The sequence below is a fragment of the Caballeronia temeraria genome (assembly GCF_001544795.2).
GTDB classification, from domain to species: domain Bacteria; phylum Pseudomonadota; class Gammaproteobacteria; order Burkholderiales; family Burkholderiaceae; genus Caballeronia; species Caballeronia temeraria.
Map to the genome: position 1 here is coordinate 348,826 of NZ_FCOI02000004.1, position 23,760 is coordinate 372,585.

A 23,760-nucleotide genomic window follows, 5' to 3' on the forward strand; every position below is an offset into this window, starting at 1 on the left:
CTTCATAGGAACATCACTATGTCCACGCCTCAACAAGCGATGCCCTCGGGCATCGATCCCGGCGCGCTCGCGCAAGTCGAACGCGAAGCGCAAAAGCGCATCCGGCAGCGCCATGCGCTCGTCATCGGGTTGCGTATCGCGGTGCTCGTGTTCGTGCTCGGCGGATGGGAAGTGTCGGCTCGCCTTCACTGGATCGACCCGTTCTTCTTTTCGATGCCCTCCGCGATCTTCGATCAGATCATCGAATGGTTCGTCGAAGGCACTTCGCAAGGACCGCTCCTCACGCAAGTGTGGGTCACGCTGGAAGAGACGATTCTCGGCTTTCTCATCGGTTCGGCCGGCGGCATTGTCTGCGGCATCGTGCTCGGCCGCAACAAGCTGCTGTCGGACGTGTTCAGCCTCTATATCAAGATCGCCAATTCGATTCCGCGCGTGGTGCTCGGCTCGGTGTTCGTGATCGCGCTCGGTCTCGGGATGGCGTCGAAAGTCGCGCTCGCCGTGGTGATGGTCTTCTTCGTCGTGTTCGCCAATGCGTTTCAGGGCGTGCGCGAAGCAGACCGCTACATGATCGCGAATGCGCAGATTCTCGGCGCGTCGCGTCGTCAGGTGACGACGTCGGTGGTGATTCCGTCGGCGCTTTCGTGGATTCTCGCGAGCCTGCACGTGAGCTTCGGCTTCGCGCTGGTCGGCGCGGTCGTCGGCGAGTTTCTCGGTTCGAAGCAAGGCATCGGCTTGCTGATTTCGACGGCGCAAGGCGCGTTCAACGCAAGCGGCGTGTTCGCGGCGATGATCGTGCTCGCGGTCGTCGCGCTCGCGGCGGATTATCTTTTGACCGCCGTCGAGCAGCGTCTGCTGAAGTGGCGGCCTGCGGCGAACTGAAATTCGTTCGGCAAAATCGACAAACCCCACGCGCGCGTGGGGTTCGTCCTTTCTGGGGCGTTCAGCGAAGGCCGACCTGCTTCGCCCGCTCGAGGTTGCAACCCGCGTGCTCCGTGTAGACCACGCGGCTCTGATTGTTGTAGTACACGGACCATCGGTCGGTGCCGTGCTTCTTGAACGCGTATTCGGTGCACACGGAATACCACGGTCCCCAGTTTCCGTCGGGCGGTCCGAGTTTGTCTTCGACCTCCGCGCGCGCCATGCCGACTTTCACGGGGGCCATGTACTCCTGCGGATCGGGGTCTTTGATAAAGGCCGCACATCCGCTCAGGCCGATCAGCACCAGGACCAGGCTCGCCGCGCCATACGCTTTCCATCTGAGCATCGTTTCAGCCTCGCAAAAGGTCTGAAACTATCGGCATCGGCCGCGCGGGACAATCGAACTATTCCGAAAGTGTGTGAGAACGCCGTCGATCGATCTCCGCTACGCCGATGCACGCCGCCAGCCACGCGCCGCCCGACGCGAAGCCACCGATCACATCGCCGGGAAAATGCACGCCGATCACGACGCGGCTCGTGCCGATCGCGAGCACGATGAAGCACGCCAGCGCAATGATGAGCGGATCGCGGCGCGTCGGCGCGAAACGCAGCAGCACGTAGGCGCACATGCCGTAGCAGACGATCGAGCCGAACGTATGACCGCTCGGGAACGCGAAGCTTTCGGGCAACGGCACGGTCGCGCCGGTGGGACGGCCGCGGCGCATCATCGCTTTCAACGCATGATTGAGCAGGCCGCCTGCGCTCGTGACCGCGGCGAAGTACACGGCAAGACCGAAGCGGCGCGTGAGGACGAGTGCCGCGCACATGAGCGCGCAGAGCAGCGTGAGAAACCACGGATCGCCGAGATGCGTGAGCGCGGCGAACCATCGCGCGACGAATGCGGGCGTGCCGTCGCGCACGGCGTCGAGCAAACGCTGATCCGCCGATGAAAACGCCGTGCCGTGCGCGATGCGCGTCGCGATGGCGATGAACACCGCCGCGCCGGCCACGACCGGCACGCCCGCCGCGACCGCGATCGCCGCCGCGGAAGCCCGCCGATGACGCGTGGCCCAGACCCACGCGCCAGCCGCGATCGCAGGAACGACGAAGAGCACGATCGCGATGATCGCGATGGCATGGCGTTGCGCGAGCGCCGTGTAATCCATGATGTCCTGTTTTCTCCCGATTCCGAATGACCGGACGCTCGCGGGCTCAGGACGCGGCTGCGTTGCCCTCCGCTTCGAGCGGCCGTTCCCAGCCGAACGCCTGCACGCGCGCAACCGGCTTGTCCACGACGAGCACGCCGCAGATTCCGCCGGGCATCGGCAGTGTGATGCCGTGCCAGTCGGCCTGGCTCGCGTTCTCTCCCGATTCGCCGCCCCGCTCCGCGCGCCTTGCGCCGATCCGCGCCGCTTCGTCCCACATGAGCTTTCTGGCGTCCGCGCCCTGGCTGCCGGTCGTCTCGACGGTGAGGCCCAGTCCTATTTTCGCCGATGCCACCGCCAGCACGATCCAGATGCCCGAATACGCGACATCGACGTGAATCGCGCCTTCGACGTTCGGATGCGTCACGACGACGCGATCGTCCGGTTCGTCCTCGACGCCCACATCTTGCGGCTCGCAATTCAGCATGTGCGAGAGCACGAGACGCAGCGTCGCGCGCGCGACGGAAAAGCGCCGCCCGAGCGCCGAATTCGGATGCAGCCGCGCGCGTTTGCGTTCGGCGAGACTGAGCCAGTTCCCGATGTTAGACGCCGACGCGAAGCGGAATTCGCTCGGCACCAGCCATAGACAGACTTCGCCGGGCGCGGGCGGTTCGTGAATCTGCACGCGCGATTTGGCGAGGTCGTAGTAGCGCCACGAGACGTTGGTGGCGTGGAGCTGATTGATAGGATCGATGGGGGGCATGCGCATCGGCAAAGTCACCGGCGGGCTCGCGCCGGAATGCTCCGCATTCAGAACAAACCCAGATTCTCTGCGCGGGATGCTTATGGGACGCTTATCCGGCCTACGGGTCATCCCCGAGTTGAGCTTTCATCAATCCCATCCTCAAAAATCCTCGATTCCTTCCCGCGCGACGCCCGCCGCAGAATGCCTCACATCCACCGCAACGGTGGTCGAACCCTGCACATCACGCGGACACAAGGAAGGAGTCAATGGAAAAGAATCTGTTCATCGGCGAAGGCTTCGAAGGCCCGGGCGTCAATCTCGCTCACATCAACGTGCTGGTCGGCCCGCGCAACGGCCCGGCCGGTCAGGCATTCGCGACCGCGCTCGCGACGCCGTCCGCCGGTCACGCGCCGTTCGTCGTGATCGCCCAGCCGGGCGTGCCGACCAAGCCGCTCACGCTCTACGTCAACAAGGCGCAGATCGACGGCGATTTCCACGGCAACGCGACCTGGGGCGCATCGCAGGCGGGCATCGCGAAGGCGGTGGCCGAATCGCTCGAAAACGGCACGCTGCCGCCGGAAGCGGAGAACGACTGGGTGGTCGTGTCGGCGAACTGGGTCAATCCGAAGACCGACGATCTCGACGCCGTCTTCGAGAACAACTATCGCGCGTGCAAGAACGCGATCATCGCCGCGATGGAAGGGCTGCCGCGCAAGGAAGCCGTGTTCAAGGCCGCGCGCGACGTGTCGAACCCGTTCTACACGCCGAAGAAGTAAGGAGCCTTCACATGGAATACGTACGTCTCGGCCAGTCCGGCCTGAAGGTTTCGCGCCTGTGCCTCGGCACGATGAACATGGGCACGCCGCAATGGAAGCCGTGGATTTTCGATGAAGCGCAAAGCGAGCCGATCGTGAAGCACGCGCTCGACGCGGGCGTGAACTTCATCGATCTGGCGGACTTCTATTCGACGGGCGTGGGCGAAGAAGTCGTCGGCCGCATTCTGAAGCGGCTCGTCAAGCGCGAGGAAGTCGTCGTGACGACGAAAGTCGGCTACGACATGGCGAGCTACCCGAACGCGGGCGGCCATTCGCGCAAGCACATCATGGACGGCATCGACGGTTCGCTGAAGCGTCTCGGCATGGATTACGTCGATATCTACATGCTGCATTACTTCGACGTGAACACGCCCGTCGAAGAAACGATGGGCGCGCTCGACGACATCGTGCGCGCGGGCAAGGCGCGTTACATCGGCGTGTCGACGATGTACACGTGGCAGTTCGCAAAGATCATGCAGGCATGCGAGCGCCACGGCTGGCACAAGCCGATCAACATGCAGTTGCAGTTGAACGTCGCGTATCGCGAGGAAGAGCGCGAGATGGTTCCCTACTGCATCGATCAGGGCGTCGGCGTCTCGGTGTTCAGTCCGCTCGCGCGCGGCCTGCTGACCTCCGACGCGAAGTCCACACGCAATCAGACCGACTTCTTCACCGCGCAGATGTACGGCGATCGCGCATCGCAGGAGATCGCGGCATCGGTCGCGCGTGTCGCGGCGCGGCGCGGCGTGCCGGCGGCGCAGATCGCGCAGGCGTGGGTGCTGAGCCGTCGGGGCATTTCGTCGATGCTCGTCGGCGCGGATTCCGCGGCGCAATTCGACAGCGCCCTCGCCGCGCTCGACACGAAGCTCGACGACGACGAACTCCACGAACTCGAGCGCAACTACACGCCGTGCGATCTCATCAACGATTACACGGCGGGACGGCGCATCGCGCGTGAGGCGCGCGCCGCTCAGGGCGCCTTCGAGAACACACTGGAGCGCGCGGCATGACGAACCTGTTGCAATCGAATCATTACATCGACGGAAAGTGGCGCGAAAGCGCGAGCACGTATCCCGTGCGCAATCCCGCGACGGGCGACGTGATCGCCAACGTCGCGCGCGGCGGCGGCGCGGAAACGCAGCAGGCCATCGATGCCGCGAAGCGCGCCTTCCCCGCATGGCGCGCGCTGACCGCGAAAGAACGCAGCGCACGCGTGAAGCGTTGGGGCGAACTGATGCTCGCCAACCGCAACACGCTCGCGGAACTGCTGACGCGCGAGCAAGGCAAGCCGCTCGCCGAAGCGCTCGGTGAAGTCGCCTACGCGGCGAGCTTCCTCGAATGGTTCGCGGAAGAAGCGAAGCGCAGCTACGGCGACATCATCCCGAGTCCGAAGCCGAACTCGAAGATCGTCGTCACGCGCGAGCCGGTCGGTGTCGTCGCGGCCATCACGCCGTGGAATTTCCCGCTCGCGATGATCACGCGCAAAGCCGGCCCCGCGCTGGCCGCAGGCTGCACGATGGTGCTGAAGCCGTCCGAAGAAACGCCGCTGTCGGCGTTCGCTTTGGCGGTGCTCGCGGAGGAAGCGGGCATTCCGGCGGGCGTGCTCAACGTCGTGTCCGGCGATGCCGTCGCCATCGGCTCGGTGCTGACCGAATCGCCGGATGTGCGCAAGCTCTCGTTCACCGGTTCGACGCGCGTCGGCAAGCTGCTCGCGAAGCAGTCGGCGGATACGTTGAAGAAGCTGTCGCTGGAACTCGGCGGCAACGCGCCCTTCATCGTATTCGACGATGCCGATATCGACGCCGCCGTGCAGGGCGCGATCGCGTCGAAGTTCCGCAATACCGGGCAGACGTGCGTATGCGTGAATCGGTTCTTCGTGCAGGACGGCGTCTACGATGCCTTCACGCAGGCGTTGACGCGCGCGGTGCACAAGCTGCGCGTCGGTAACGGGCTGGAAGGCGAGTTCGATCAGGGTCCGCTCATCAACGAGGCCGCGCTGACGAAGGTGCAGACCCATGTCGCCGATGCCGTGAGCAAGGGCGCGAAGGTGCTGACCGGCGGCAAGCGGCACGCGCTCGGCGGCACGTTCTACGAGCCGACTGTTCTCGCGGACGCCAAGTCTTCGATGCTCATCGCCGATGAAGAAACCTTCGGTCCCGTGGCCGCGTGCTTGCGCTTCGCAACGGAAGATGACGTGATCGCCGCGGCGAACGACACGCCCTACGGCCTTTCCGCGTACTTCTACACGCGCGATCTTGGCCGCGCGTGGCGCGTCGCGGAGGCGCTCGAGACCGGCATGGTCGGCATCAACGAAGGCATCATCTCGACGGAAGTCGCGCCCTTCGGCGGCGTGAAGCAGTCGGGACTGGGCCGCGAAGGATCGAAGTACGGGCTCGATGAGTACATGGAACTCAAGTACATGATGATGGCCGGACTCGGCCGCTGATTCATCGCCACACCGCGCACGCACGAACGATAACGCCATCGCGTGCGCGGCTTTCCTGCGGCGTAGAATGCGCCGCCCCACCTGAAAGTGGAGGAGATACTCTTGGATATGCAAAGCCTGAGCGCGCAGCCGCTCGCGCCCGGCGCCGCCGCGCCGTTCGATGCGTCGCGCAATCGCGTCGCCCTCGACGATGTTCCGCTCAACCGCTTCCACGTGAAGATCGCGGGTCTGACGTTCGGCGCGCACTTCACGGAAGGTTATGCGCTCGGCACGATCGGTTACGCGTTGTCGTCGCTGAACAAACAGATTCCGCTCGATGCCTTCTGGATGGGCCTGCTCGGTTCGTCGGCGCTGATCGGCATTTTTATCGGCAGTCTTGTATTCGGCTGGCTTTCGGACAAACTCGGCCGCCAGAAGATATTCCTGCTGAGCTTCATCATCATCACGGCGGCGGCTTTCGCGCAGTTCTATGCGACCACGCCCGCGATGCTGGTCGGCTTGCGCGTCCTGATCGGCTTCGGCATGGGCGGCGACTTCGCCGTCGGTCATGCGATTCTCGCGGAGTTCTCGCCGCGCAAGCATCGCGGCGTGCTGCTCGGCTCGTTCAGCGTGATCTGGACGATCGGCTATGTGATCGCGAACGTGCTCGGCATGCATTACGCGGATGCGTCGCCGGATGCGTGGCGCTGGCTGCTCGCCTCCGCTGGCGTGCCGGCGTTTCTCGTGCTGATCCTGCGCGTCGGCACGCCGGAGTCGCCGCGCTGGCTGCTCGGCCAGGGCCGCGTGGATGAAGCGATGCGCATCGTGCGCAAGCACTTCGGCCCGAACGTGACGCTCGAAGCCGATACCGGCGAGCACTTCTCCGGCAAGGGCGGTTTTGCGCGCCTGTTCAAGCCGGACCTGATTCGCCGCACGATCTTCAATTGCGCGTTCTTCGTGTGTCTCGTGATTCCGTATTTCGCGATTTACACGTTTCTGCCTAGCATTCTCACGGCGATCCGCCTGCCCGAAGGATCGGGCGCCGATCTGCTGCTCAACGGCTTTCTCGTGCTGGGCGCGTTGATCGGCATCTGGCTGACGATCAAGCTTTCGCGTCGCTCGTTCCTGATCGGATCGTTCGCGGTGTGCTGTCTGTCGCTGTTCGCGTTGAGCGTGCTGCCGTCATCGGCGAATGTGGGGATGATCGTCGCGTTCGGCGTGTTCACGTTGACGATGTCGGCGTTCTCGAATCTCGTCGGCGTGTTTCCGCCGGAATGCTTTCCGACCGAGGCGCGGGCGTGCGGCGTGGGACTGTCGATCGCGTGCAGCCGGCTCGGATCGGCGGTGGGAACGTTCCTGCTGCCTATCGGCATCGCGCAGGCCGGCGTGCAGATGACGATGCTCGCGCTCGCGGTCGTGTTGCTCATTGGGATGCTGGTTTCGATCGCCTGGGCGCCGGAGACCAAGCATCTGACGTTGAGTCAGGCGAGCGGCGGATAAACACCTTACGGCTGCGCGGCCTTCGCTCCCTCGCCGCGCAGCCACTCCGCAAACGCCTGGACGCAATCCGACGCAGCCAGCGAAGGCGCGATATCCAGCCAGTACCCATACGGCCCCGTCGACTCGACCGGCGAGAGCAGCACCAGCGACCCATCGTGCAACTCATCCGCGATCATGTTTCTGTCGACGACCGCCAGCCCCGAGCCCGCGCGCGCCGCGTGAATCGCCTGATCGAGTGTCGAGAATTCGATGCCGTTCCCGCCGAACGCGCGCGGCAAACCCGCCGCGTCGAGCCAGTTGGGCCACAGTGTCAGCCGCGTATCGTTGTGCAGTACGTGCAACGCGGGCAGCCGCTCCAGCAGCGCCTCGACCGATTGCCCCGCGAACTTCATCGCGCCGACGAGCACATGCCGCTCGATGAACAGCAACTCCGACCGATAATCCGCCCGCGCCTCATATCCGAAGCGAATGCTGCACTGACGGTCATCGACCGGATCGGTGCGCACGGAGAGATCGATGTTCGGCACCGCGTCCATCAGCGAGCCGAGCCGTGGCGAGAGCCAGCGCGTCGCGAACGTCGGCGGCGCGATCACCGTCAGACGCTTGCGCTCGCTGCGCTGCGCGCTGGAGAGCGATCGCGTCACGCGTTCGATCGAATCGAACGCTTCCGACAAACACGCGAGCAGTTCCGCGCCCTGCTTCGTCAGCCGGATGCCTTTGTGATCGCGATCGAAAAGCTTGGTCCCGAGTGCGTCTTCGAGCAGGCGAATCTGCCGGCTCACCGCGCCGGGCGTCACGCACAATGCCAACGCCGATTGGTTGAAGCTCATATGACGCGCGCTTTCTTCGAAGAAGCGCAATGCGGTCAGGGATGGCAGTCGCCGCACAATCTTCTCCCTTATTTCCGCGCGCCCCGCGTACCGCCGAGCGCATGCGTCTGCTTCTCGATTTCCTCGCGCAGCCACTCGCGAAACAGCGCGACTTGCGGCGCGTCGTCCTGACCGGCACGCGTGACGAGCCAGTACGACTGATGCCCGTCCACTTCGACATCGACGATCGGCACGAGCGTGCCCTGCCGCAACTCATGCGCGATCATGTGACGATCGGCGATGGTGACGCCGAGCCCGTCGGTGGCCGCGCGGATCGCGTGATCGAGCAGATCGAACTCGTAGCCGTCGCGCGTATCGACATCGTCGATATTCGCCGCCTTGAGCCAGTGCTGCCACGTCAGATAGCGCTGATCGCTCGCCGCGAGCACGTGCAGCAGCGTGAAAGCGCTCAGATCGATGGGCGATGTATCGCGCTCGCCGAGCAATGCGGGCGAGCACACGGCGATATGGCGCTCGTTCATCAGCAATTGATTGTCGAGACCGTCCCATTCCCCGTTGCCGAAGCGGATGGCGCAGTCGAGCGCGCCCGATTCGACGAGATCGTCCCGCAGGCGCGTGCTCAACGTGATTTCGATTTCCGGTGCGGCGGCGCGCAGCGATTGCAGCCGAGGCATCAGCCAGCGGCTCGCGAAGGTAGGCGGCGCGTTGATGCGCAAGCGCTTCAGATGCGTCTTTTCCTGGATGCTGCGCACCGTGAGTTCGATGCGGTCGAACGACATTCTGAGCGCCTGAAGCAAAAGCCGCCCCGTCGCCGACAGCTCCAGATGATGATGACGCCGCAACAGCAGCGGTTCACCAAGCTGTGTTTCGAGCTGGCGCACCTGCCGGCTGACCGCGCTTTGCGTCACGTGCAGCATTTCGGCCGCGCGCGTGAAGCTGCCGGTGTGCCCGGCCACTTCGAAAGCCCTGAGCGCGTTCAGGGCAGGCATCTTTCGCTTCAAATCGGTCTCCTTCCCGGCGTTCGACGCGCGCATTGAACACGCATCCGGACCGGAACGTGCCGCTCTTGGGCGACATTTTACGAATCGAGGCAAATTATGCCGCTTCGGGGCGCGAGTGCGTTTTCGTGCGCTCGCGCCCCGTGCGGATCAGGCGGTCGCCGTAGTCTCCGTCCGCGCCGGCGCGTGCTCGCCGATGGTGCGGGCATCGTCGAGAATCATGTCCGCGGCTTTTTCCGCAACCATCATCACCGGCGCATTCAGATTGCCCGACGTAATGTTCGGGAAAATCGACGCATCGACGATACGCAGCCCTCGCATGCCATGCACGCGCAAACGCTCGTCGACGACCGCCGTGCGCTCGTCCGGGCCCATCGCGCAGGAGCCGCACAAGTGGTAGATCGATCCCGACTGCTCGCGGAAATACTCGAGGAAGTCGGCGTCGCTCTTCAGGTCCGGTCCCGGCGAGATTTCCTCCGCCGTGATCGCACGCAGCGCGGGCGAGCTCATGATCTTGCGAATGAGCTTGCTGCCCTGCACGGCCTCGCGGATGTCCTTCGGCGTCGTCAGCGCATTGATGCTGATCTTCGCGGCATCTTCCACGCGGTTCGATGCGATCTCCACCGTGCCGCGGCTCGTCGGCCGGCACGGATTGAAGCACAGCAGGAAGCCCGAATACGGCTCGGGTTCGAGCTGCGCCTTGCTGCTCTTCGGAATGCGATACGAGAGCGGGTTGAAATAAAGCTGGAGATTCGGCTCTTTCTCTTCGCCATCGCCTTTGAAGAAGCCGCCCGACTGGTTCACGCTCATCGAGAGCGGCCCCTTGCGCGACGTCAGATAACGCAGCGCCGCCTTCGCCTTGCCGACGAGCGTTCCGAGTTCGTCGTTCAGCGTCTTCACGGTCGCGCGATAGTAGAAGCTCACGCACAGGTGATCCTGCAAATTCTTGCCGACGGCCGGCAGCTCGTGCACGACCGGAATGCCGTGCTTCGCGAGCAGCGCCGCGTCGCCGAGACCGGAAAGCTGCATGAGCTTCGGCGTATCGACCGCGCCCGCCGACAGGATCACCTCGCGCTTCGCGCTGAATCGCAGCGATTCGCCGTTGCGCGCCGCGATCACGCCCGTCGCGCGCTTGCCGTCGAACATCACGCGGCTCACGCTGACGTTGCGTTCCACGCGCAGGTTCTTGCGTCCCAGCACCGGATGCAGATATTCGAAGCTGCTCGACGAACGCTCGCCGTTGCGCGCGTTGAGGTCATAGACCGTCGCGCCTTCGTAGTCCGCGCCGTTGATGTCGCCGGTGACGGGATAGCCCGCCTGCCGCGCGCCTTCGAGGAACGTGCCGCAGATCGCGTGCGCGCCCTCTTTCATCGACGAAATCCTGATCTTGCCGTTCGCGCCGTGATACGGCGTGTCGCCGGCCCAGTGCGATTCGAGGCGGCGGAAATACGGCAGCACGTCGCGATAACCCCAGCCGGCGTTGCCCGCGCGCGCCCAGTCGTCGAAATCGTGCGGCTGACCGCGCACGTAGATCATCGCGTTGATCGAGCCGGAGCCGCCCTGCACCTTGCCGCGCGGGCAATACAGCGAGCGGTTCTTCAACTGCGCTTCCGGCTCGCTGTAATACATCCAGTTGAATTCCGGGTTGTAGTAGGTCTTCGTGAAGCCGACCGGAATCCTGAACCAGAACGAATCGTCCTTGCCGCCCGCTTCGAGCAGCAGCACCGAATGCTCGCCGGACTCGGTGAGGCGATTGGCGAGAATGCAACCCGCCGATCCCGCACCCACGATGATGTAATCGAATTCCATGCTCTATCTGCCTTTCGTTCAGCCCTTCGCGGGCGCGAGATCCTTCACGTCGGCGGGCTTCGCCGCCATCTGCAGATGCAGACGCTCGCCCGTGTACGGCGTATGCGCACGCACGACGTCCATGTTCAGTTCGACGCCGAGGCCCGGCTCCGTCGACGGAATGATGTAGCCGTCTTCCCAGCGGATCGGCGTCTTGAGCACTTCTGCGTGGAAGCCGCCCCACGTCTCGATGCTTTCCTGGATCAGGAAGTTCGGCGAGCACGCGGCGACCTGGATGCTCGCGGCCGCGCCCACCGGACCGTTGTAGAGATGCGGCGCGATCTGCGCGTAATGGACTTCCGCGAGACTCGCGATCTTCTTCGCTTCGAGCAGACCGCCGACCCGGCCGACGTTGAACTGCAGAATCGACGCTGCCTTCGCTTCGAGCAGCTTGAAGAACTCATACTTGGTCGTGAGGCGTTCGCCCGCCGCAATCGGAATGCTGGTTTTCGCGGCGACTTGCGCCATCGCGTCTTCCTGTCCCGGCGGCACCGGCTCTTCGAACCACAGCGGATCGAACTTTTCGAGGCGCTGCGCGAGACGGATCGCCGACGACGGCACCATCTGCCCATGCGTGCCGAACAGCAGATCGGCCTTGCTGCCAACAGCCTCGCGCACCTTGCGGCAGAACGTTTCGCAGCGGTCCATCACTTCGAGCGAAATCTGATGGCCGGAATACGCGGTGTACGGACCGGCCGGATCGAACTTGACGGCCGTGAAACCGAGCTCGACGTTGTGCGCGGCGCATTCGGCGGCGAGATCGGGATCGTCGTAGTCGTACTCGCCGCGCGCGTTCTTCGGATAAAGATAGGTGTACGAACGCAGACGTTCATGCACGCGTCCGCCGAGCAGTTCGTAGACCGGCTTGCCCGCCGCCTTGCCGACGATGTCCCAGCACGCCATTTCCAGGCCGCTGACGACACCCATCATGGTGAGATCGGGGCGTTGCGTGAAGCCGCTCGAATACGCCTCGCGATAGAAGCGCTCCACATGATGCGGATCGTGGCCGAGCAGATAGCGCTCGAACACGTCTTCGATGATCGGCGTCATCGCCTTCGGATGGAACGTCGCTGAATAAATCTCGCCGACGCCCTCGATGCCGCACGCCGTGCGCAGCTTCACGAAAATCCAGTACATGCCGCCGATATGCGGCGGCGGCACGGCAACGACATAGGTTTCCAGCGCGGCGATTTTCATTGTTACGCTTCCTGCTTCTTGAGTCGAAGTTTGAACATGATGGCCGCCACGCCGCCGAGCGCGGACATGAGGGCGATGTAGCCGAAATACAGTTGATAGCCGTGCACGCCCGGATAGTTCTGCGTCAGATAGCCGTTGATGAGCGGCAGCACGGCATCGGGCGAATAGCCGACGACGGACACGAGGCCGATTGCGAGACCCATCGTTTCGGTGGGCACCTTGCACTGATCGAGCAGCGACCAGTAGAGGCCGCGAATCGCGTAGGTCATCACGCCGATGAACAGCACGAGCACCGCGATGAGCGCGTGACTCGCGATGGCCGGCGCGGCGATCAGCACGACGAGCGCGGCCGACGCGGCGAACAGCGCGACGATCAGCACGGAAGTCTTCGAGAAACGGTCGCCGAGAAAGCCGCCGCCGATGCCGCCGATCGGGCGCATCCACAGCTTGAGCGTCGTGATGAATCCTGCCGCGACCACCGTCAGGCCGATTTCCTTCTCATGCAGATAAGCGGAGAAGCTGTAGGTCGACCAGAAGACCTGATAGCCGCAGAACACGATGGCCGAAAGCAGCGCGAGTTGCGGGTTCTTCACGAGCGAGCCGAGGTCGCGCAGCACGTTGCGTTTTTCGCCCTTTGCCTTTGCCGCCGCCTGCGCGCCTTGCGGATCGCGCACGAGACCGAGCACGACGCCAAGCCCGATGCACAGGAACGCGTACAGATAGACGACAATGCGGAATCCCGCGACGGTCGATTCGCCGCGCGTCTGCGTGGCCCACGCGAAAAGCCCGATCGCGATGGTCGCGAGCAGCGCTTCGATCAGGCCGCGGCCGCCATCGAGAAAACCGAAGAAGCGGCCTTGCTCGTCGGCGGCGGCGATTGTCTGCACGCGCTTGATGATCGCGGCCCAGAACGTGAGGCCGGTCGTCAGGCCCCATCCGCCGAAGATCATGATCAGCGAACCGAACGACGGCGCCGTGGAATACCACAGCCCGAGCGCGCCCGTCGCGATCAGCGAAAAGCTGATGAGCACGCGCGGGGCGACGCGATCCGCGAGCCAGCCGCTCGGCAGATAGCACACGAGAAAGATCGTGCCGAGCGCGGAATAGAGATAGCCGAGTTGCGCTTCGGTGATGTGGAAGACTTCGAGCATCGTCGGCTGATAGACCTGCCGCAGATACAGAATCGGATAGATGGCGCCGGCGGCGATCACCAGCAGCGCGAGCTGGATATAGCGATCGGCGCGCGTGCTCGCGCTCGGCGTCGTCACGCTTTGGCCGGATTGAGCGGGATTCGATGACACAGGAGTGCTCCTCGAAGGGCAGCGGCGCGCGGCGTGCGGACGCCGCGCGGCTGAACCTTCAATATGTTTTTGTAGATGTGAAAAAGGGGATGCGGCCGGTGACGGCCGCGACAATCAGTACTTCATGACGACGAGACGCGTCTGCGTGAATTCCAGCATGCCGTGCTTGCCGTCGTCGCCGCCGATGCCGGAGCGCTTCCAGCCGGCGTGGAAACCTTGATACGGATCGGCGGGCGTGCGGTTGATGTACAACTCGCCCGCTTCGATCGAATTCGCGACCTTCATCGCCGTGCGGTAGTTCTCGGTGTACAGCACCGAGGAAAGGCCGAACTGATGATCGTTCGCCATCGCGATGGCATCGTCCAAGGTTGCGTACTTCAGCACCGCGAGCACGGGGCCGAAGGTCTCTTCCTGCACGATTTCCATGTCCTGACGGCAGTTCGAGAGCAGCGTCGGCGGATAGAAAAAGCCCTTGCGATTCGGCACTTCGCCGCCGGTTTCGAGCTTCGCGCCCGCCTCGATCGCGCGGCGAACCATCGCGTGAATGCCGTCGCGCGACGCCTTGTTCACGAGCGGGCCCATGTGGCTCGCGTCTTCGTAACGGTCGCCGATCACCTTTGCCTGCATCTGCTCGCGCAGCAAGCCGACGAATTCATCGTGGATGCTCTCGTGCACATAGACGCGTTCGATCGCCGTGCAGAGCTGACCGCTGTGCGTGAGCTTCGATGCGACGAGTTCGCGCGCGGCCTTCTGCAGATCGGCGTCCGGCTCGATGATCGCGGGCGTCTTGCCGCCCAGTTCCAGCGAAGGTTTCGCGATGTTCGCCTTGCAGTATTCGAGCACCTTGCGGCCCGCGTTGACGCTGCCGGTCAACGTGATCATGCCGACCTTCGGATGCGTGCAGACGACTTCGGCTGTCGCGTGGCCCATCGCCAGAATGTTGACGACGCCCGCCGGCAGCGCCGCGCGTTCGACGGCGCGCGCCAGTGCGAACGCCGACAGCGGCGTGTTGTTGCTCGGACGCACGAGGACCGTATTGCCCGCGATCAGCGCCGGCGCGACCTTGCGCATCAGCGTGTAGATGGGGAAATTGAACGGGATCAGGCACGCGACGACGCCGATCGGCTCGCGATGCAGCACGAGGTTTTCGTTTGGCGTGTCGCTCGGAATGACTTCGCCTTCGATGCGCCGCGCCCACTCCGCGTGATAGCGCGTGATCTGGGCGGCGTAGACGGCTTCGTTGGTCGCGTCGAGCAGGCTCTTGCCGGACTCGGCCGCGAGCGCCGCGCCGATATCGGCCGATGCTTCGACGATGGCATCCGCGAGACGCTGCATGTGCGCGCCGCGCTCGGCGGCGGGCATCACGCGCCACAGACGTTGCGCCTCGGCGGCGCGGTCGACGGCGAGGAGCGCCTGCTCGCGCGACGCGTTGTGAACGTGACCCAGCACCTCTTCGGTCGCGGGATTCAGGATGGCGGTGACGTCATCGCCCACGGGCTCGATGAAACGTCCGTTCACAAAATTGCGTTCTTGCTTCATGTCTGGCGGTTTCCTTGATCACGGTGCGTCGCGGCGCCCGGCTGCCGGGGATCTCGGGCAACCGCTGCGACAAGGCAACGCATTTGCGGCTCATTCTTCCGCGCCTCGCGCTGCAACGACAAGCGAAGAATTTGCTGGCAGAACATTCAAAAAACTCACGCTTGCTGTTCGACTAAATCCTTTTGCAGCCGCTCTTTCATCGCGCACAATCCGCCGCTCGTGGTCCCGTCCGCATCGGCGGACGGGGCTTCTCGAATAAATAGAAGACATGAGACTTTCATGAGAATCAAGGCAATTTCACTGGCGGCACTCGCCTGCATCGCAACTTCAGCTCATGCTCAGAGCAGCGTCACGCTGTACGGCGTCCTCGACGAAGGCTTCGACTACACGAGCAATGTCGGCGGAAATCGTGTCTATGAGCTGACGAGCGGCTATGCGTCGGGCAGCCGCTGGGGCATGCGCGGCGTCGAGGATCTGGGCGGCGGCACGAAGGCCGTGTTCCAGCTCGAAAGCGGCGTGAATCTCAGCAATGGCGCAGCCGGTCAAGGCGGACGCATGTTCGGGCGGCAGGCGTACATCGGCGTGACCGATGACCGTCTCGGCTCCGTCAAGCTCGGCCGCCAGTACGATTCGGTCGTCGACTATCTCGCGCCGACGACGGCCAACGGCAACTTCGCGGGCTATCTCTTCGCGCATCCGTTCGACAACGACAACACCGACAACTCGTTCCGCGTGAACAACACGGTCAAGTACGCGAGCCCGTCGTTCGGCGGCTTCCAGTTCGGCGGCACGTACAGCTTCAGCAACGACACGAACTTCGCGAACAACCGGCAATACAGCGTCGGCGCGTCGTATGCGAATGCCGGCTTGCTCGTCGGCGCGGCTTATTTGCGTGCCGACGGCACCGGCCTGACCGCAAACGGCGCGATCGCGACGAACGATGCGAGCTTCATCGCTCAACGCATGCAGATTTTCGGCGCGGGCGTGAACTACACGTTCGGCAACGCGACGGCGGGCTTCGCGTACACGAACTCGAGCTATCGCGATCCGGTGACGAACGGCTATATCGGCGGGACGCTGGCGTCGGATGGCAACACGCTGAAGAACCTCAAATATCAGAACTTCGAAGTGAACGGAAAGTATCAGTTCACGCCGGCGTTCTTCGTCGGCGCGCAGTACGTGTATTCGATGGAGACGTACGAATCGACCGCCGGCACCGTGAAGCCGCATATCCATTCGGCCGGCCTGATGGCGGATTACTTCCTCTCCAAGCGCACCGACGTGTACGTGCAGGGCGCGTATCAGAAGATCGCGGGCAGCTCGACCGGCTCGGTGCTGGATCAGGCGTTCGTGCCAGGCGCGCAGGGTGTGTCGTCGAGTTCGGAGCAATTCGTCGCGCGCGTGGCGTTGCGGCACGCGTTCTGACGTTCGCACGCATCGGATCGCTGTCCGCGTGTGGCGTGCGGACAGCGAATCCATCAAGCATCTTCCTAAGCATTTCCTAAGCTTCTGTCCTCTACTCTTGCGGCTTTCCTGAAACGGAAGACGCCGCAAGATGAAGCACACGCCCATTGCCGTTGTTGCGCGCCGCCGTCGAACGTCATGACCGTCCGGAGACACGCCATGAGGGTATTGCTCGTCGAAGACGACCGCATGATCGGCGAATCGGTCCAGGATGAATTGCGCGACAGCAGCTACGCCGTCGACTGGGTGCGCGACGGCAATCTCGCGCTCACGAGCCTCACCACGCATGTCTACGATGCGATCCTGCTCGATCTCGGCCTGCCCGGCGCCGATGGCCTCGACGTGCTGCGCGCCGTGCGCCGTGGCGCGAGTCACGTGCCGCTCATCATCATCACGGCGCGCGATTCCGTCGAAGAGCGCATTCGCGGGCTCGACGAAGGCGCCGACGATTACCTCATCAAACCGTTCGATATCTCCGAGCTGAAGGCCCGCATGCGCGCCGTGATTCGCCGACGCGGCGGACAAGCCGCGCCGGTCATGACGAACGGCGTGCTGACGCTCGATCCGGCGACGCGCGAAGCCACGTCCGGCGAAATCGCGACACGCCTTTCCAGCCGCGAATTCGCGCTGCTGCAAGCGCTGATGATCCGTCCCGGCGCCATTCTCTCGCGCGCGGAAATCGAAGACCGCATCTACGGCTGGAACGAGGAAGTGGAAAGCAACGCGGTCGAATTCCTGATTCATTCGCTGCGCAAGAAACTCGGCGCCACCGCGATCAAAAACGTGCGCGGTGTCGGCTGGATGGTCTCGAAACAGCCATGACGCGTTCGCTTCAGTTCAGGCTGTCGGCCTGGCTGTCGGCGCTGATCGTCGTGATCGCGGCGGCGGGCGGGGTCATCGCATTCAAGACGGCGTTCCACGAGGCCAACGAGTTGCAGGACGGCCAGTTGAAGCAGATCGCCGCGCTCGTCACGCCGCGCACGCTCGCGATGATGGAGCGCGAGGCGCTCGAGCGCGTCGACGGCGCGGACCGCGAATCGAGGCTCGTCATTCAGACGATCGGCGAGCGCGCGCCGCTCACGGTCGCGGCCGATCTGCGCGATGGTGTGCAGAACGCGCTCATCGAGGGCACGCCGTGGCGTCTCGCCGTCAAGACGCTCGATGACGGCACGCGCGTCGTGATCGGCCAGAAGACGGCGGGCCGCGACGAAATCGCCCGCAACAGCGCGCTCGCCACCGTGATGCCCTTCGCCGCGCTCGCGCTCGTCTTGCTCGCGGCGCTGCATCTGATCGTGCGCCGCATGTTCCGGCCGCTCGCCGCGCTGTCCGCAGGTCTCGACACGCGGCCCGAACACGATCTCTCCGCGCTTTCCGGCGACGCGCTGCCGAGCGAAATCACGCCGTTCGTCGTCGCGATCAACCGGCTGCTCGCGCGCGTGGACGCGTCGGTGGTGCTGCAACGACGCTTCGTCGCCGACGCCGCGCACGAACTGCGCTCGCCGCTGACCGCGCTCTCGTTGCAGGCGGAACGGCTGAACGCGTCCGAGCTGCCCGACAGCGCGCGCGAACGGCTCGATGCGTTGCGCCGTGGGCTCGCGCGCACGCGTTCGCTGCTGCATCAACTGTTGACGCTCGCGCGCCTGCAACAACGCACCGACGCCGACACCGCGCGCCTGCGCGTGCAGGAAGTCTTTCGCAATGTGCTGGAAGATCTGATGCCGCTCGCGGAGGCGAAGGAGATCGACATCGGCGTATCGAGTGTCGATGAAGTCTTCATCCAGGCGCCGCAAGCCGATCTCACGATCATGGTGAAGAATCTCGTCGATAACGCGATCCGCTACACGCCCGCGGGCGGCCGCGTCGATCTCGCGACGGGCGTTTCGGACACGCGGCCGTGGATTCGCGTCGAGGATAGCGGGCCGGGCATCGCGCCGGAGGAACGCGCGCGCGTCTTCGATCCGTTCTATCGCGTGCTCGGCAACGATGCGGACGGTTCGGGCCTCGGGCTGTCGATCGTCGGCACGATCGCGGCGCGCATGGGCGCGAAGGTCGAACTCGCGGATGCCGCGCCGCGCGGGCTCGTCGTGACGGTCACGATCTGAAATCGTTAGCTGCTTCACGAGCCATGCAGGCGGCGGCGGACCATACGCCAGCCGCATATCTGGCACGCGCGCGGCGTGCTATCGTCGATGCGTCATTCCGATGCGCGATCCCGATGCCGCCATCATGAGTCAAGTCCGCTATCCTCTCGGACCCGATGACCGGGTGCATCTGCTGTGCTGGCTCACGTGCGGACTGCTCGGCGCGTATTACATCGAAGGCGACTGGCCCGATGCGTCGTTCCAGGTGCGCACGGCGCATCGCTGGCTCGACCGGCATCGTCGCGCGGCCGACTGGATCGAGACCGCGCGGCTTTCGGTGGCGGCGCACGCGCTCGCCGCGCGCTTCTCCACGATGCTCGACGCAGACGCTTCACGCAGCGACATCGAACGCATCCTCGAAGGCGAGGATCTCGACTACGAAAGCGTACTCGTGCAACGCATCTATCACGAATGCTGGATCGAGCTCTCGGGCCGGCGCAAGCCCTCGCTTTAGGCGATCCGCCTTCCTTCAGTCTTTTCGACGTTCACACCGCGATCAATTTCCGTGCCGCATTGAAGGCGCGCCCCGATGCGTCTCGCGCTCGGGCACGGGCATTTTTTTGCGCCGGTCGAATGTGCGGAACCCCACATTGGCGCACAGGACGGGGCGCTACCATCGGCCCGCCTGCTCGCACGTCGATGTTCGCGCCTCCCGGCGGTGCTCCTGAATCGCCGGGCTCAAAAGCGGCTACACCGTCAGCGGCCAAGAACGATGAAAACAATCGACACTGACCGGAGGTCGCCATGCAGCGCAGTATTCGTCCGCTTGTTCCTGAAACCCGGATTCGCCGCGCAAGGCTGCGGCCGCTCGCGATGCTCGTGCCCATCGTCGCGGGTTTGACATGCGCGAGCGCAGCGGATGCCGCGCCGCCCTTGCCGAGCGGCGGCCAGTTCGTCGCGGGCAGCGGCGCGATCAGCGGCGGCGGCACCGGTTCGACGCTCACGATCAATCAGACGACGACGCGCGGTGTCATCGACTGGAACAGTTTTTCGATCGGCAGCGGGCGGCAAGTCACGTTCAACAACGGCAACGGCGCGACGCTCAATCGTGTGACCGGCGGCGATGCATCGGTGATACTCGGGCAGCTCAGCGGGACGGGCAGCGTGTATCTCGTCAATCCGCAGGGCGTGCTGGTCGGGCCGGGCGGCGTGGTCGCGACGGGCGGGCGCTTCGTCGCGTCGGCGCTCGATATCGGCAACGACGCGTTCATGCAGGCCGGCCCGCTCACGCTTTCCGGCGGCGGCAACGGCATGGTCATCAATCTGGGCACCATTGGATCGAGCGGCGGCGACGTGTTCCTCGTGTCGCGTTCGGCGGCGGTGAACGGCGGCAGCATCAACGCGCCGAAGGGCTCGGTCGAAATCGCGACCGGCAATCAGGTGCTTTTGCAGGATTCGTCGGGCGGACAGCAGGTTTTCGTACAGGCGGGCAGCGGCGGCACGGCGATGAACGGCGGACTGATCCAGGCGGCGCAGGCGAACCTGCAAGCCGCCGACGGCAACGTGTACGCGCTCGCCGGCAACAGCGCCGCGATCCGCGCGACCGGCACCGCGACGCGCGATGGCCACGTCTGGCTCGTCGCCGATCAGGGCTCGGTCCACGCGAACGGCGCGATCGCCGCGACGAACGCGGACGGCAGCGGCGGCACGGTCGAAACGCGCGCGAACACGCTCGACGTCGCGGGCGCGAACGTGCAGGCGCGCACGTGGAAGCTCGGCGCGCCGGCGTTCACCGTCGATCAGGCGAACGCGGATGCCCTCGCGCGCAGTCTCTCCAACGGCACATCGGTCGATGTCGAAGCGAACACCGGCGATGTGAACGTCGGCGGCAACGTCCAGTGGAACGGCAACGCATCGCTGACGCTCGGCGCGGCGCATGGCGTGGGGATCGGCGCGGGCACGGTCATCGGCAATGCGGGCAACGGCAATCTCACGCTGCGCGCGGATACGGGCGGCATCGACAACGGCGGCGGCGTGACGAACGGCGGCACGATCGACTGGTCGAAGAGCGGCGGCATCGTCAGCGTGCTCTACGACATGAACGGCGCCTACGCGCCCGGCACGCTGCTCACGAACAGCGGATGGACCGCCGCGCCGTACAGCGGGCTGCTCACGCAGGCGACCGCGTACAAGCTCGTGAACAATCTCGCCGATCTTTCCTCCGTGCCGAAGGATCTCGCGGGCAATTACGCGCTCGGCAGGGATATCGACGCGACCGCCACCTATCCGAACTATTTCACGGCGATCGGCGCGACGGCGACGCCGTTCACCGGCCAGTTCGATGGTTTCGGCCACACCATCGACAAGCTCACGACGACGGCGAATCTCGACGACGACCGTCAGGGCATGTTCGGCGTGATCGGCACGAGCGGCGTCGTGCGCAATCTGAATCTCACCAACTCGAACACGAGCGGCTACTCGTCGGGCGCGTACGGCTTGCTCGCGGGCCAGAACGACGGCCTCGTGACCTATGTCAACACGACAGGCGGCGTCGGGCAGAACGGCTTCGGCGGCGCGGGCGCGGGCGGGCTCGTCGGCGTGAACAACGGCGTGATCGAGCGATCGTCGAGTACGGCGGACGTCGGCTATCAGATTCCGGCGGGCGGTCTCGTCGGCGTGAACAACGGCACGATCGCGCAGTCGTACGCGACCGGCACCACGCTCGCCGGCACGCATGGCGAGACGGGCGGACTCGTCGCGTTCAACAATGGACTGATCACGCAGTCGTATGCGACGGGCGGCGTGGGCGGCTTCGGCGGTGGCGGGCTGGTGTTCGTGAACGGCGCGACGGGCGTCATCAACGAATCGTTCGCGGTGGGGCAAGTCGGCGGCGGCGGGCCTCCGGGCGATCCGGAAGGCGGCATCGCGGCTTACAACCAGGGCGCCATTCACAACAACGTCTACTGGAACAAGGAAACGACGACTCGCACCAGCGCGGCCGCTTCGAACTCGGGGACCGCGCCGCCCGATTCGAATGGACTCACGACCGCGCAGATGAGCAATGCGTCGAACTTCCTCGACTGGAACATTCCGGCGGGCGGCGTCTGGGCGATGCCGACTGGCGCGACGCATCCGGTCTTGCAGTGGCAGCAGGCGCAGCCTTGAGGCGTGTTGCCGACGGTTGCAGAGGTCAGATGAAGCGCCACGATTTTTGATCTTTGAGGGAGAAACGCTTGAAGTCGACGCCGATTCGACCTTGCAGCGCGTGAGGATCAACGTTGAACACGAGCGATTGACCATTACTGCTGAATATAACCCATGAAAGGGCTGCAAATGTAGCCCTTACCAAATCATTCACTGGTATATACCGATGGCCCCATAAGCTGCAAATGCGAACATTCAACCACCAGCGAAGCTTTTTCGCTGTTGATGCTCAGTCTATTCATTTCCGCATCTCTTTCAATAGAGATTTCGGCAAGCATACTTGGTGCAATGCCGTTCATATTGACTGACTTTACTCCACCACAATTAAGGCCGCACCGGCATCCGTTGTATCCTTTACCCCACTTTGGAGGCGGATTGTCGGGCAATTGCCCAACGAGGTCGAATTCAATAACAACTGTTGGGCCTTCCCGATCAATCTTTATACTAAAAAATCAATTAATGAAATTTCGACAGGTTTTGAAAAAAACTTTCTTAATAAAACGCTTCCATCCAAGTCATTCCAGAGCATAATTTTCCGTCAATAGCTGTAGTAGTGATCCAATGTCTTGGGAACGGATTCTGTTCTGACGTTATCGATGGGCCTGATGTTAATGTGTGGCCCTTGATTTCCAACGCCGTCAGGATAATAGTGGCCTGCGGAATGATCCAAGATGATAACTTTTGAACCATCCGCCCTGGTGAATTGATATTCTCTTGTCCATATCGGTTTTCCGGAAGCAACCAAAATGCTATTCCCGTCTGAATCCGTCATGCGAACACTTCCATGATCGCCCTCAAAGCCAGTTCGTGGATTGAAAATCTTGTCTGGTCTCTGACTCATGGGTACTCGAGCGTCTCTTTTTGCTGCTCTAAACGCAGCATTTCTTGACTGAAATCTCGGAGGAGATTGTCCTTCTGACGGTGTACATGCCAGCCCCAACGGATCAACCCACCCACCGGATCAGGCGCATACGCATAAACATTTTACCCTGACGCATCCGCCCCGCGCATCGGCCGCGTTCCCTTATCCGGCAAGGCTTTCAGCCATCCAGCAAACCGTCGAAGGGAATTTTTTGCGTAGACGCGATTTTCAGGTCCAACGTATCTCGAAATAACCCGTATTCTCCCTCTGGTCATCACCACCGCTGAATAAACCGGACAAGGAGCCGCACCAAGCGGCTCCTGATGCCAGCCTTCACCCCAAATTAACCATTCTTTTATTTTTTAGACCAGTTAATTGCAAAAAACAAAAATCGCTCACCCATACCATCTCCGCTCGATTCCCTTCATACGGTCCGCCATCTACTCTGTTAGATTTTTATTTTCTAAATGAATAGACCCACAATTCGTCAAAAATAAAACTCTTATCCAAAAAATCCGTCAATGCTTCAAAATCATCGAATTCGTTCGGAAGAGAAAGGCCGACCCCCTTTATGCCATCGACTTGGACAAATCCGCACCATGCAATCTGCGTCGTAGAATGCTTTAGGACAGCATCGACATTCATGCCTGGCCAAAGTTTCCCCTTGTAATTTCCCTTGAAATTTTTGTTGGCGGAAATGCTTTCAATGCATCCATTTTTTGGATTATGGTAAATAGTTAGCGTGCCGCCATCTACCTTAACTGTACTGGGATTTACTCGTGCTATTGCATGGGCGCGATCCAGTTTGTCGATGACAAGGGAGATATTATCACCCAATGAAATTCCGCCTATAGATTGGCCCGGAATAATAATATTATTCAAACTTTG

23 protein-coding genes are annotated in these 23,760 nt (G+C 63.2%); 11 read left to right on the forward strand and 12 right to left on the reverse strand.

Going from position 1 to position 23,760, the window contains the following annotated elements; translation table 11 throughout:
- Positions 1-18 precede the first annotated feature (18 nt).
- Positions 19-879 carry an ABC transporter permease gene (locus tag AWB76_RS08780; protein ID WP_061159721.1) on the forward strand — a complete coding sequence of 287 codons (861 nt, stop codon included), beginning with the start codon at positions 19-21 and terminating at the stop codon, positions 877-879.
- Between the two features lie 61 nt (positions 880-940).
- On the opposite strand, the gene AWB76_RS08785 is transcribed toward AWB76_RS08780, so the two are convergent.
- From AWB76_RS08785 to AWB76_RS08795, 3 genes are read right to left on the reverse strand one after another with little or no spacing between them, the layout of a single operon-like run.
- On the reverse strand, positions 941-1,264 hold the full coding sequence (locus AWB76_RS08785) for a hypothetical protein (RefSeq protein ID WP_061159722.1): 324 nt from the start codon (positions 1,262-1,264) through the stop codon (positions 941-943).
- A gap of 58 nt (positions 1,265-1,322) precedes the next feature.
- Positions 1,323-2,084, reverse strand: a complete 762-nt coding sequence (locus AWB76_RS08790) for a phosphatase PAP2 family protein (protein WP_061159723.1) — start codon at positions 2,082-2,084, stop codon at positions 1,323-1,325.
- A gap of 46 nt (positions 2,085-2,130) precedes the next feature.
- Positions 2,131-2,832: a 4'-phosphopantetheinyl transferase family protein gene (locus AWB76_RS08795; RefSeq protein ID WP_061159724.1), complete on the reverse strand. Its 702-nt coding sequence runs from the start codon at positions 2,830-2,832 to the stop codon at positions 2,131-2,133.
- A 242-nt stretch (positions 2,833-3,074) separates the two neighbouring features.
- Here AWB76_RS08795 and fae point away from each other — a divergent pair, with 242 nt between their 5' ends.
- From fae to AWB76_RS08815, 4 genes are all read left to right on the forward strand, one after another.
- Positions 3,075-3,584, forward strand: coding sequence for a formaldehyde-activating enzyme (gene fae / locus AWB76_RS08800; RefSeq protein ID WP_061159725.1), 510 nt, complete (start codon positions 3,075-3,077; stop codon positions 3,582-3,584).
- Positions 3,585-3,595: 11 nt separating this feature from the next.
- Positions 3,596-4,633, forward strand: coding sequence for an aldo/keto reductase (locus AWB76_RS08805; protein ID WP_061159726.1), 1,038 nt, complete (start codon positions 3,596-3,598; stop codon positions 4,631-4,633).
- Positions 4,630-6,069: an NAD-dependent succinate-semialdehyde dehydrogenase gene (locus AWB76_RS08810; protein ID WP_061159727.1), complete on the forward strand. Its 1,440-nt coding sequence runs from the start codon at positions 4,630-4,632 to the stop codon at positions 6,067-6,069. Before AWB76_RS08805 ends, AWB76_RS08810 begins: the two co-directional genes overlap by 4 nt.
- A 108-nt stretch (positions 6,070-6,177) precedes the next feature.
- Positions 6,178-7,548 carry an MFS transporter gene (locus AWB76_RS08815; RefSeq protein ID WP_061159728.1) on the forward strand — a complete coding sequence of 457 codons (1,371 nt, stop codon included), beginning with the start codon at positions 6,178-6,180 and terminating at the stop codon, positions 7,546-7,548.
- Between the two features lie 5 nt (positions 7,549-7,553).
- Here the strand turns inward: AWB76_RS08815 and AWB76_RS08820 are convergent, their stop codons facing one another.
- The 6 genes from AWB76_RS08820 to aldA all read right to left on the reverse strand — a co-directional run bounded on the left by AWB76_RS08820 (position 7,554) and on the right by aldA (position 15,261).
- Positions 7,554-8,435, reverse strand: coding sequence for a LysR substrate-binding domain-containing protein (locus tag AWB76_RS08820; RefSeq protein WP_061159729.1), 882 nt, complete (start codon positions 8,433-8,435; stop codon positions 7,554-7,556).
- 11 nt (positions 8,436-8,446) lie between these two features.
- The gene (locus tag AWB76_RS08825; RefSeq protein ID WP_061159863.1) at positions 8,447-9,367 is read right to left on the reverse strand and encodes a LysR substrate-binding domain-containing protein; all 921 of its coding nucleotides are present in this window, start codon (positions 9,365-9,367) and stop codon (positions 8,447-8,449) included.
- Between the two features lie 159 nt (positions 9,368-9,526).
- Complete coding sequence (locus AWB76_RS08830) at positions 9,527-11,185, reverse strand: GMC family oxidoreductase (RefSeq protein ID WP_061159730.1); 1,659 nt, start codon at positions 11,183-11,185, stop codon at positions 9,527-9,529.
- Between the two features lie 18 nt (positions 11,186-11,203).
- Entirely contained in the window at positions 11,204-12,421 is a 1,218-nt protein-coding gene (locus tag AWB76_RS08835) for a mandelate racemase/muconate lactonizing enzyme family protein (protein WP_061159731.1), read from the reverse strand.
- Positions 12,422-12,423: 2 nt separating this feature from the next.
- The gene (locus AWB76_RS08840) at positions 12,424-13,722 is read right to left on the reverse strand and encodes an MFS transporter (protein WP_061159732.1); all 1,299 of its coding nucleotides are present in this window, start codon (positions 13,720-13,722) and stop codon (positions 12,424-12,426) included.
- A 114-nt stretch (positions 13,723-13,836) separates the two neighbouring features.
- Positions 13,837-15,261 (reverse strand): aldehyde dehydrogenase, encoded by a 1,425-nt coding sequence (aldA, locus tag AWB76_RS08845; protein ID WP_061159733.1) that lies wholly within the window; start codon positions 15,259-15,261, stop codon positions 13,837-13,839.
- A gap of 14 nt (positions 15,262-15,275) precedes the next feature.
- On the opposite strand from aldA, the gene AWB76_RS40755 reads away from it, so the two are divergent.
- The 6 genes from AWB76_RS40755 (at position 15,276) to AWB76_RS08870 (ending at position 21,971) form a co-directional block, all read left to right on the forward strand.
- A complete protein-coding gene (locus AWB76_RS40755; RefSeq protein ID WP_157696080.1) occupies positions 15,276-15,437 on the forward strand; it encodes a hypothetical protein in 162 nt (53 codons plus the stop codon).
- Positions 15,438-15,540: 103 nt separating this feature from the next.
- Positions 15,541-16,686 carry a porin gene (locus AWB76_RS08850; RefSeq protein ID WP_061159734.1) on the forward strand — a complete coding sequence of 382 codons (1,146 nt, stop codon included), beginning with the start codon at positions 15,541-15,543 and terminating at the stop codon, positions 16,684-16,686.
- Positions 16,687-16,884: 198 nt separating this feature from the next.
- The gene (locus tag AWB76_RS08855; RefSeq protein ID WP_061159735.1) at positions 16,885-17,547 is read left to right on the forward strand and encodes a response regulator transcription factor; all 663 of its coding nucleotides are present in this window, start codon (positions 16,885-16,887) and stop codon (positions 17,545-17,547) included.
- Positions 17,544-18,827, forward strand: a complete 1,284-nt coding sequence (locus tag AWB76_RS08860; RefSeq protein ID WP_082864384.1) for an ATP-binding protein — start codon at positions 17,544-17,546, stop codon at positions 18,825-18,827. The genes AWB76_RS08855 and AWB76_RS08860 overlap by 4 nt, the downstream gene beginning before the upstream one ends.
- Positions 18,828-18,951: 124 nt before the next feature.
- Complete coding sequence (locus AWB76_RS08865) at positions 18,952-19,320, forward strand: hypothetical protein (RefSeq protein ID WP_061159864.1); 369 nt, start codon at positions 18,952-18,954, stop codon at positions 19,318-19,320.
- Between the two features lie 290 nt (positions 19,321-19,610).
- On the forward strand, positions 19,611-21,971 hold the full coding sequence (locus AWB76_RS08870) for a beta strand repeat-containing protein (protein ID WP_061159737.1): 2,361 nt from the start codon (positions 19,611-19,613) through the stop codon (positions 21,969-21,971).
- A gap of 185 nt (positions 21,972-22,156) precedes the next feature.
- Here AWB76_RS08870 and AWB76_RS38970 read toward each other — a convergent pair whose 3' ends face one another.
- From AWB76_RS38970 to AWB76_RS40760, 3 genes are all read right to left on the reverse strand, one after another.
- A complete protein-coding gene (locus tag AWB76_RS38970; RefSeq protein ID WP_208606553.1) occupies positions 22,157-22,453 on the reverse strand; it encodes an Imm50 family immunity protein in 297 nt (98 codons plus the stop codon).
- Positions 22,454-22,548: 95 nt separating this feature from the next.
- Positions 22,549-22,851, reverse strand: coding sequence for an HNH/endonuclease VII fold putative polymorphic toxin (locus tag AWB76_RS41820; RefSeq protein WP_208606548.1), 303 nt, complete (start codon positions 22,849-22,851; stop codon positions 22,549-22,551).
- 477 nt (positions 22,852-23,328) lie between these two features.
- Positions 23,329-23,754: a hypothetical protein gene (locus AWB76_RS40760; protein WP_063936315.1), complete on the reverse strand. Its 426-nt coding sequence runs from the start codon at positions 23,752-23,754 to the stop codon at positions 23,329-23,331.
- Between the last annotated feature and the right edge of the window lie 6 nt (positions 23,755-23,760).

Excerpts from the sequence above, each read along its gene's own strand:
- AWB76_RS08805 (WP_061159726.1), top strand. The coding sequence starts at position 3,596 with ATGGAATACGTACGTCTCGGCCAGTCCGGCCTGAAGGTTTCGCGCCTG.
- AWB76_RS08830 (WP_061159730.1), bottom strand. The coding sequence starts at position 11,185 with ATGGAATTCGATTACATCATCGTGGGTGCGGGATCGGCGGGTTGCATT.
- AWB76_RS08865 (WP_061159864.1), top strand. The coding sequence starts at position 18,952 with ATGAGTCAAGTCCGCTATCCTCTCGGACCCGATGACCGGGTGCATCTG.
- AWB76_RS08835 (WP_061159731.1), bottom strand. The coding sequence starts at position 12,421 with ATGAAAATCGCCGCGCTGGAAACCTATGTCGTTGCCGTGCCGCCGCCG.
- AWB76_RS08780 (WP_061159721.1), top strand. The coding sequence starts at position 19 with ATGTCCACGCCTCAACAAGCGATGCCCTCGGGCATCGATCCCGGCGCG.
- fae (WP_061159725.1), top strand. The coding sequence starts at position 3,075 with ATGGAAAAGAATCTGTTCATCGGCGAAGGCTTCGAAGGCCCGGGCGTC.
- AWB76_RS08785 (WP_061159722.1), bottom strand. The coding sequence starts at position 1,264 with ATGCTCAGATGGAAAGCGTATGGCGCGGCGAGCCTGGTCCTGGTGCTG.
- aldA (WP_061159733.1), bottom strand. The coding sequence starts at position 15,261 with ATGAAGCAAGAACGCAATTTTGTGAACGGACGTTTCATCGAGCCCGTG.
- AWB76_RS08815 (WP_061159728.1), top strand. The coding sequence starts at position 6,178 with ATGCAAAGCCTGAGCGCGCAGCCGCTCGCGCCCGGCGCCGCCGCGCCG.
- AWB76_RS41820 (WP_208606548.1), bottom strand. The coding sequence starts at position 22,851 with ATGAGTCAGAGACCAGACAAGATTTTCAATCCACGAACTGGCTTTGAG.
- AWB76_RS08855 (WP_061159735.1), top strand. The coding sequence starts at position 16,885 with ATGAGGGTATTGCTCGTCGAAGACGACCGCATGATCGGCGAATCGGTC.
- AWB76_RS08870 (WP_061159737.1), top strand. The coding sequence starts at position 19,611 with ATGCAGCGCAGTATTCGTCCGCTTGTTCCTGAAACCCGGATTCGCCGC.
- AWB76_RS08795 (WP_061159724.1), bottom strand. The coding sequence starts at position 2,832 with ATGCGCATGCCCCCCATCGATCCTATCAATCAGCTCCACGCCACCAAC.
- AWB76_RS08790 (WP_061159723.1), bottom strand. The coding sequence starts at position 2,084 with ATGGATTACACGGCGCTCGCGCAACGCCATGCCATCGCGATCATCGCG.
- AWB76_RS08810 (WP_061159727.1), top strand. The coding sequence starts at position 4,630 with ATGACGAACCTGTTGCAATCGAATCATTACATCGACGGAAAGTGGCGC.
- AWB76_RS08860 (WP_082864384.1), top strand. The coding sequence starts at position 17,544 with ATGACGCGTTCGCTTCAGTTCAGGCTGTCGGCCTGGCTGTCGGCGCTG.
- AWB76_RS08850 (WP_061159734.1), top strand. The coding sequence starts at position 15,541 with ATGAGAATCAAGGCAATTTCACTGGCGGCACTCGCCTGCATCGCAACT.
- AWB76_RS08825 (WP_061159863.1), bottom strand. The coding sequence starts at position 9,367 with ATGCCTGCCCTGAACGCGCTCAGGGCTTTCGAAGTGGCCGGGCACACC.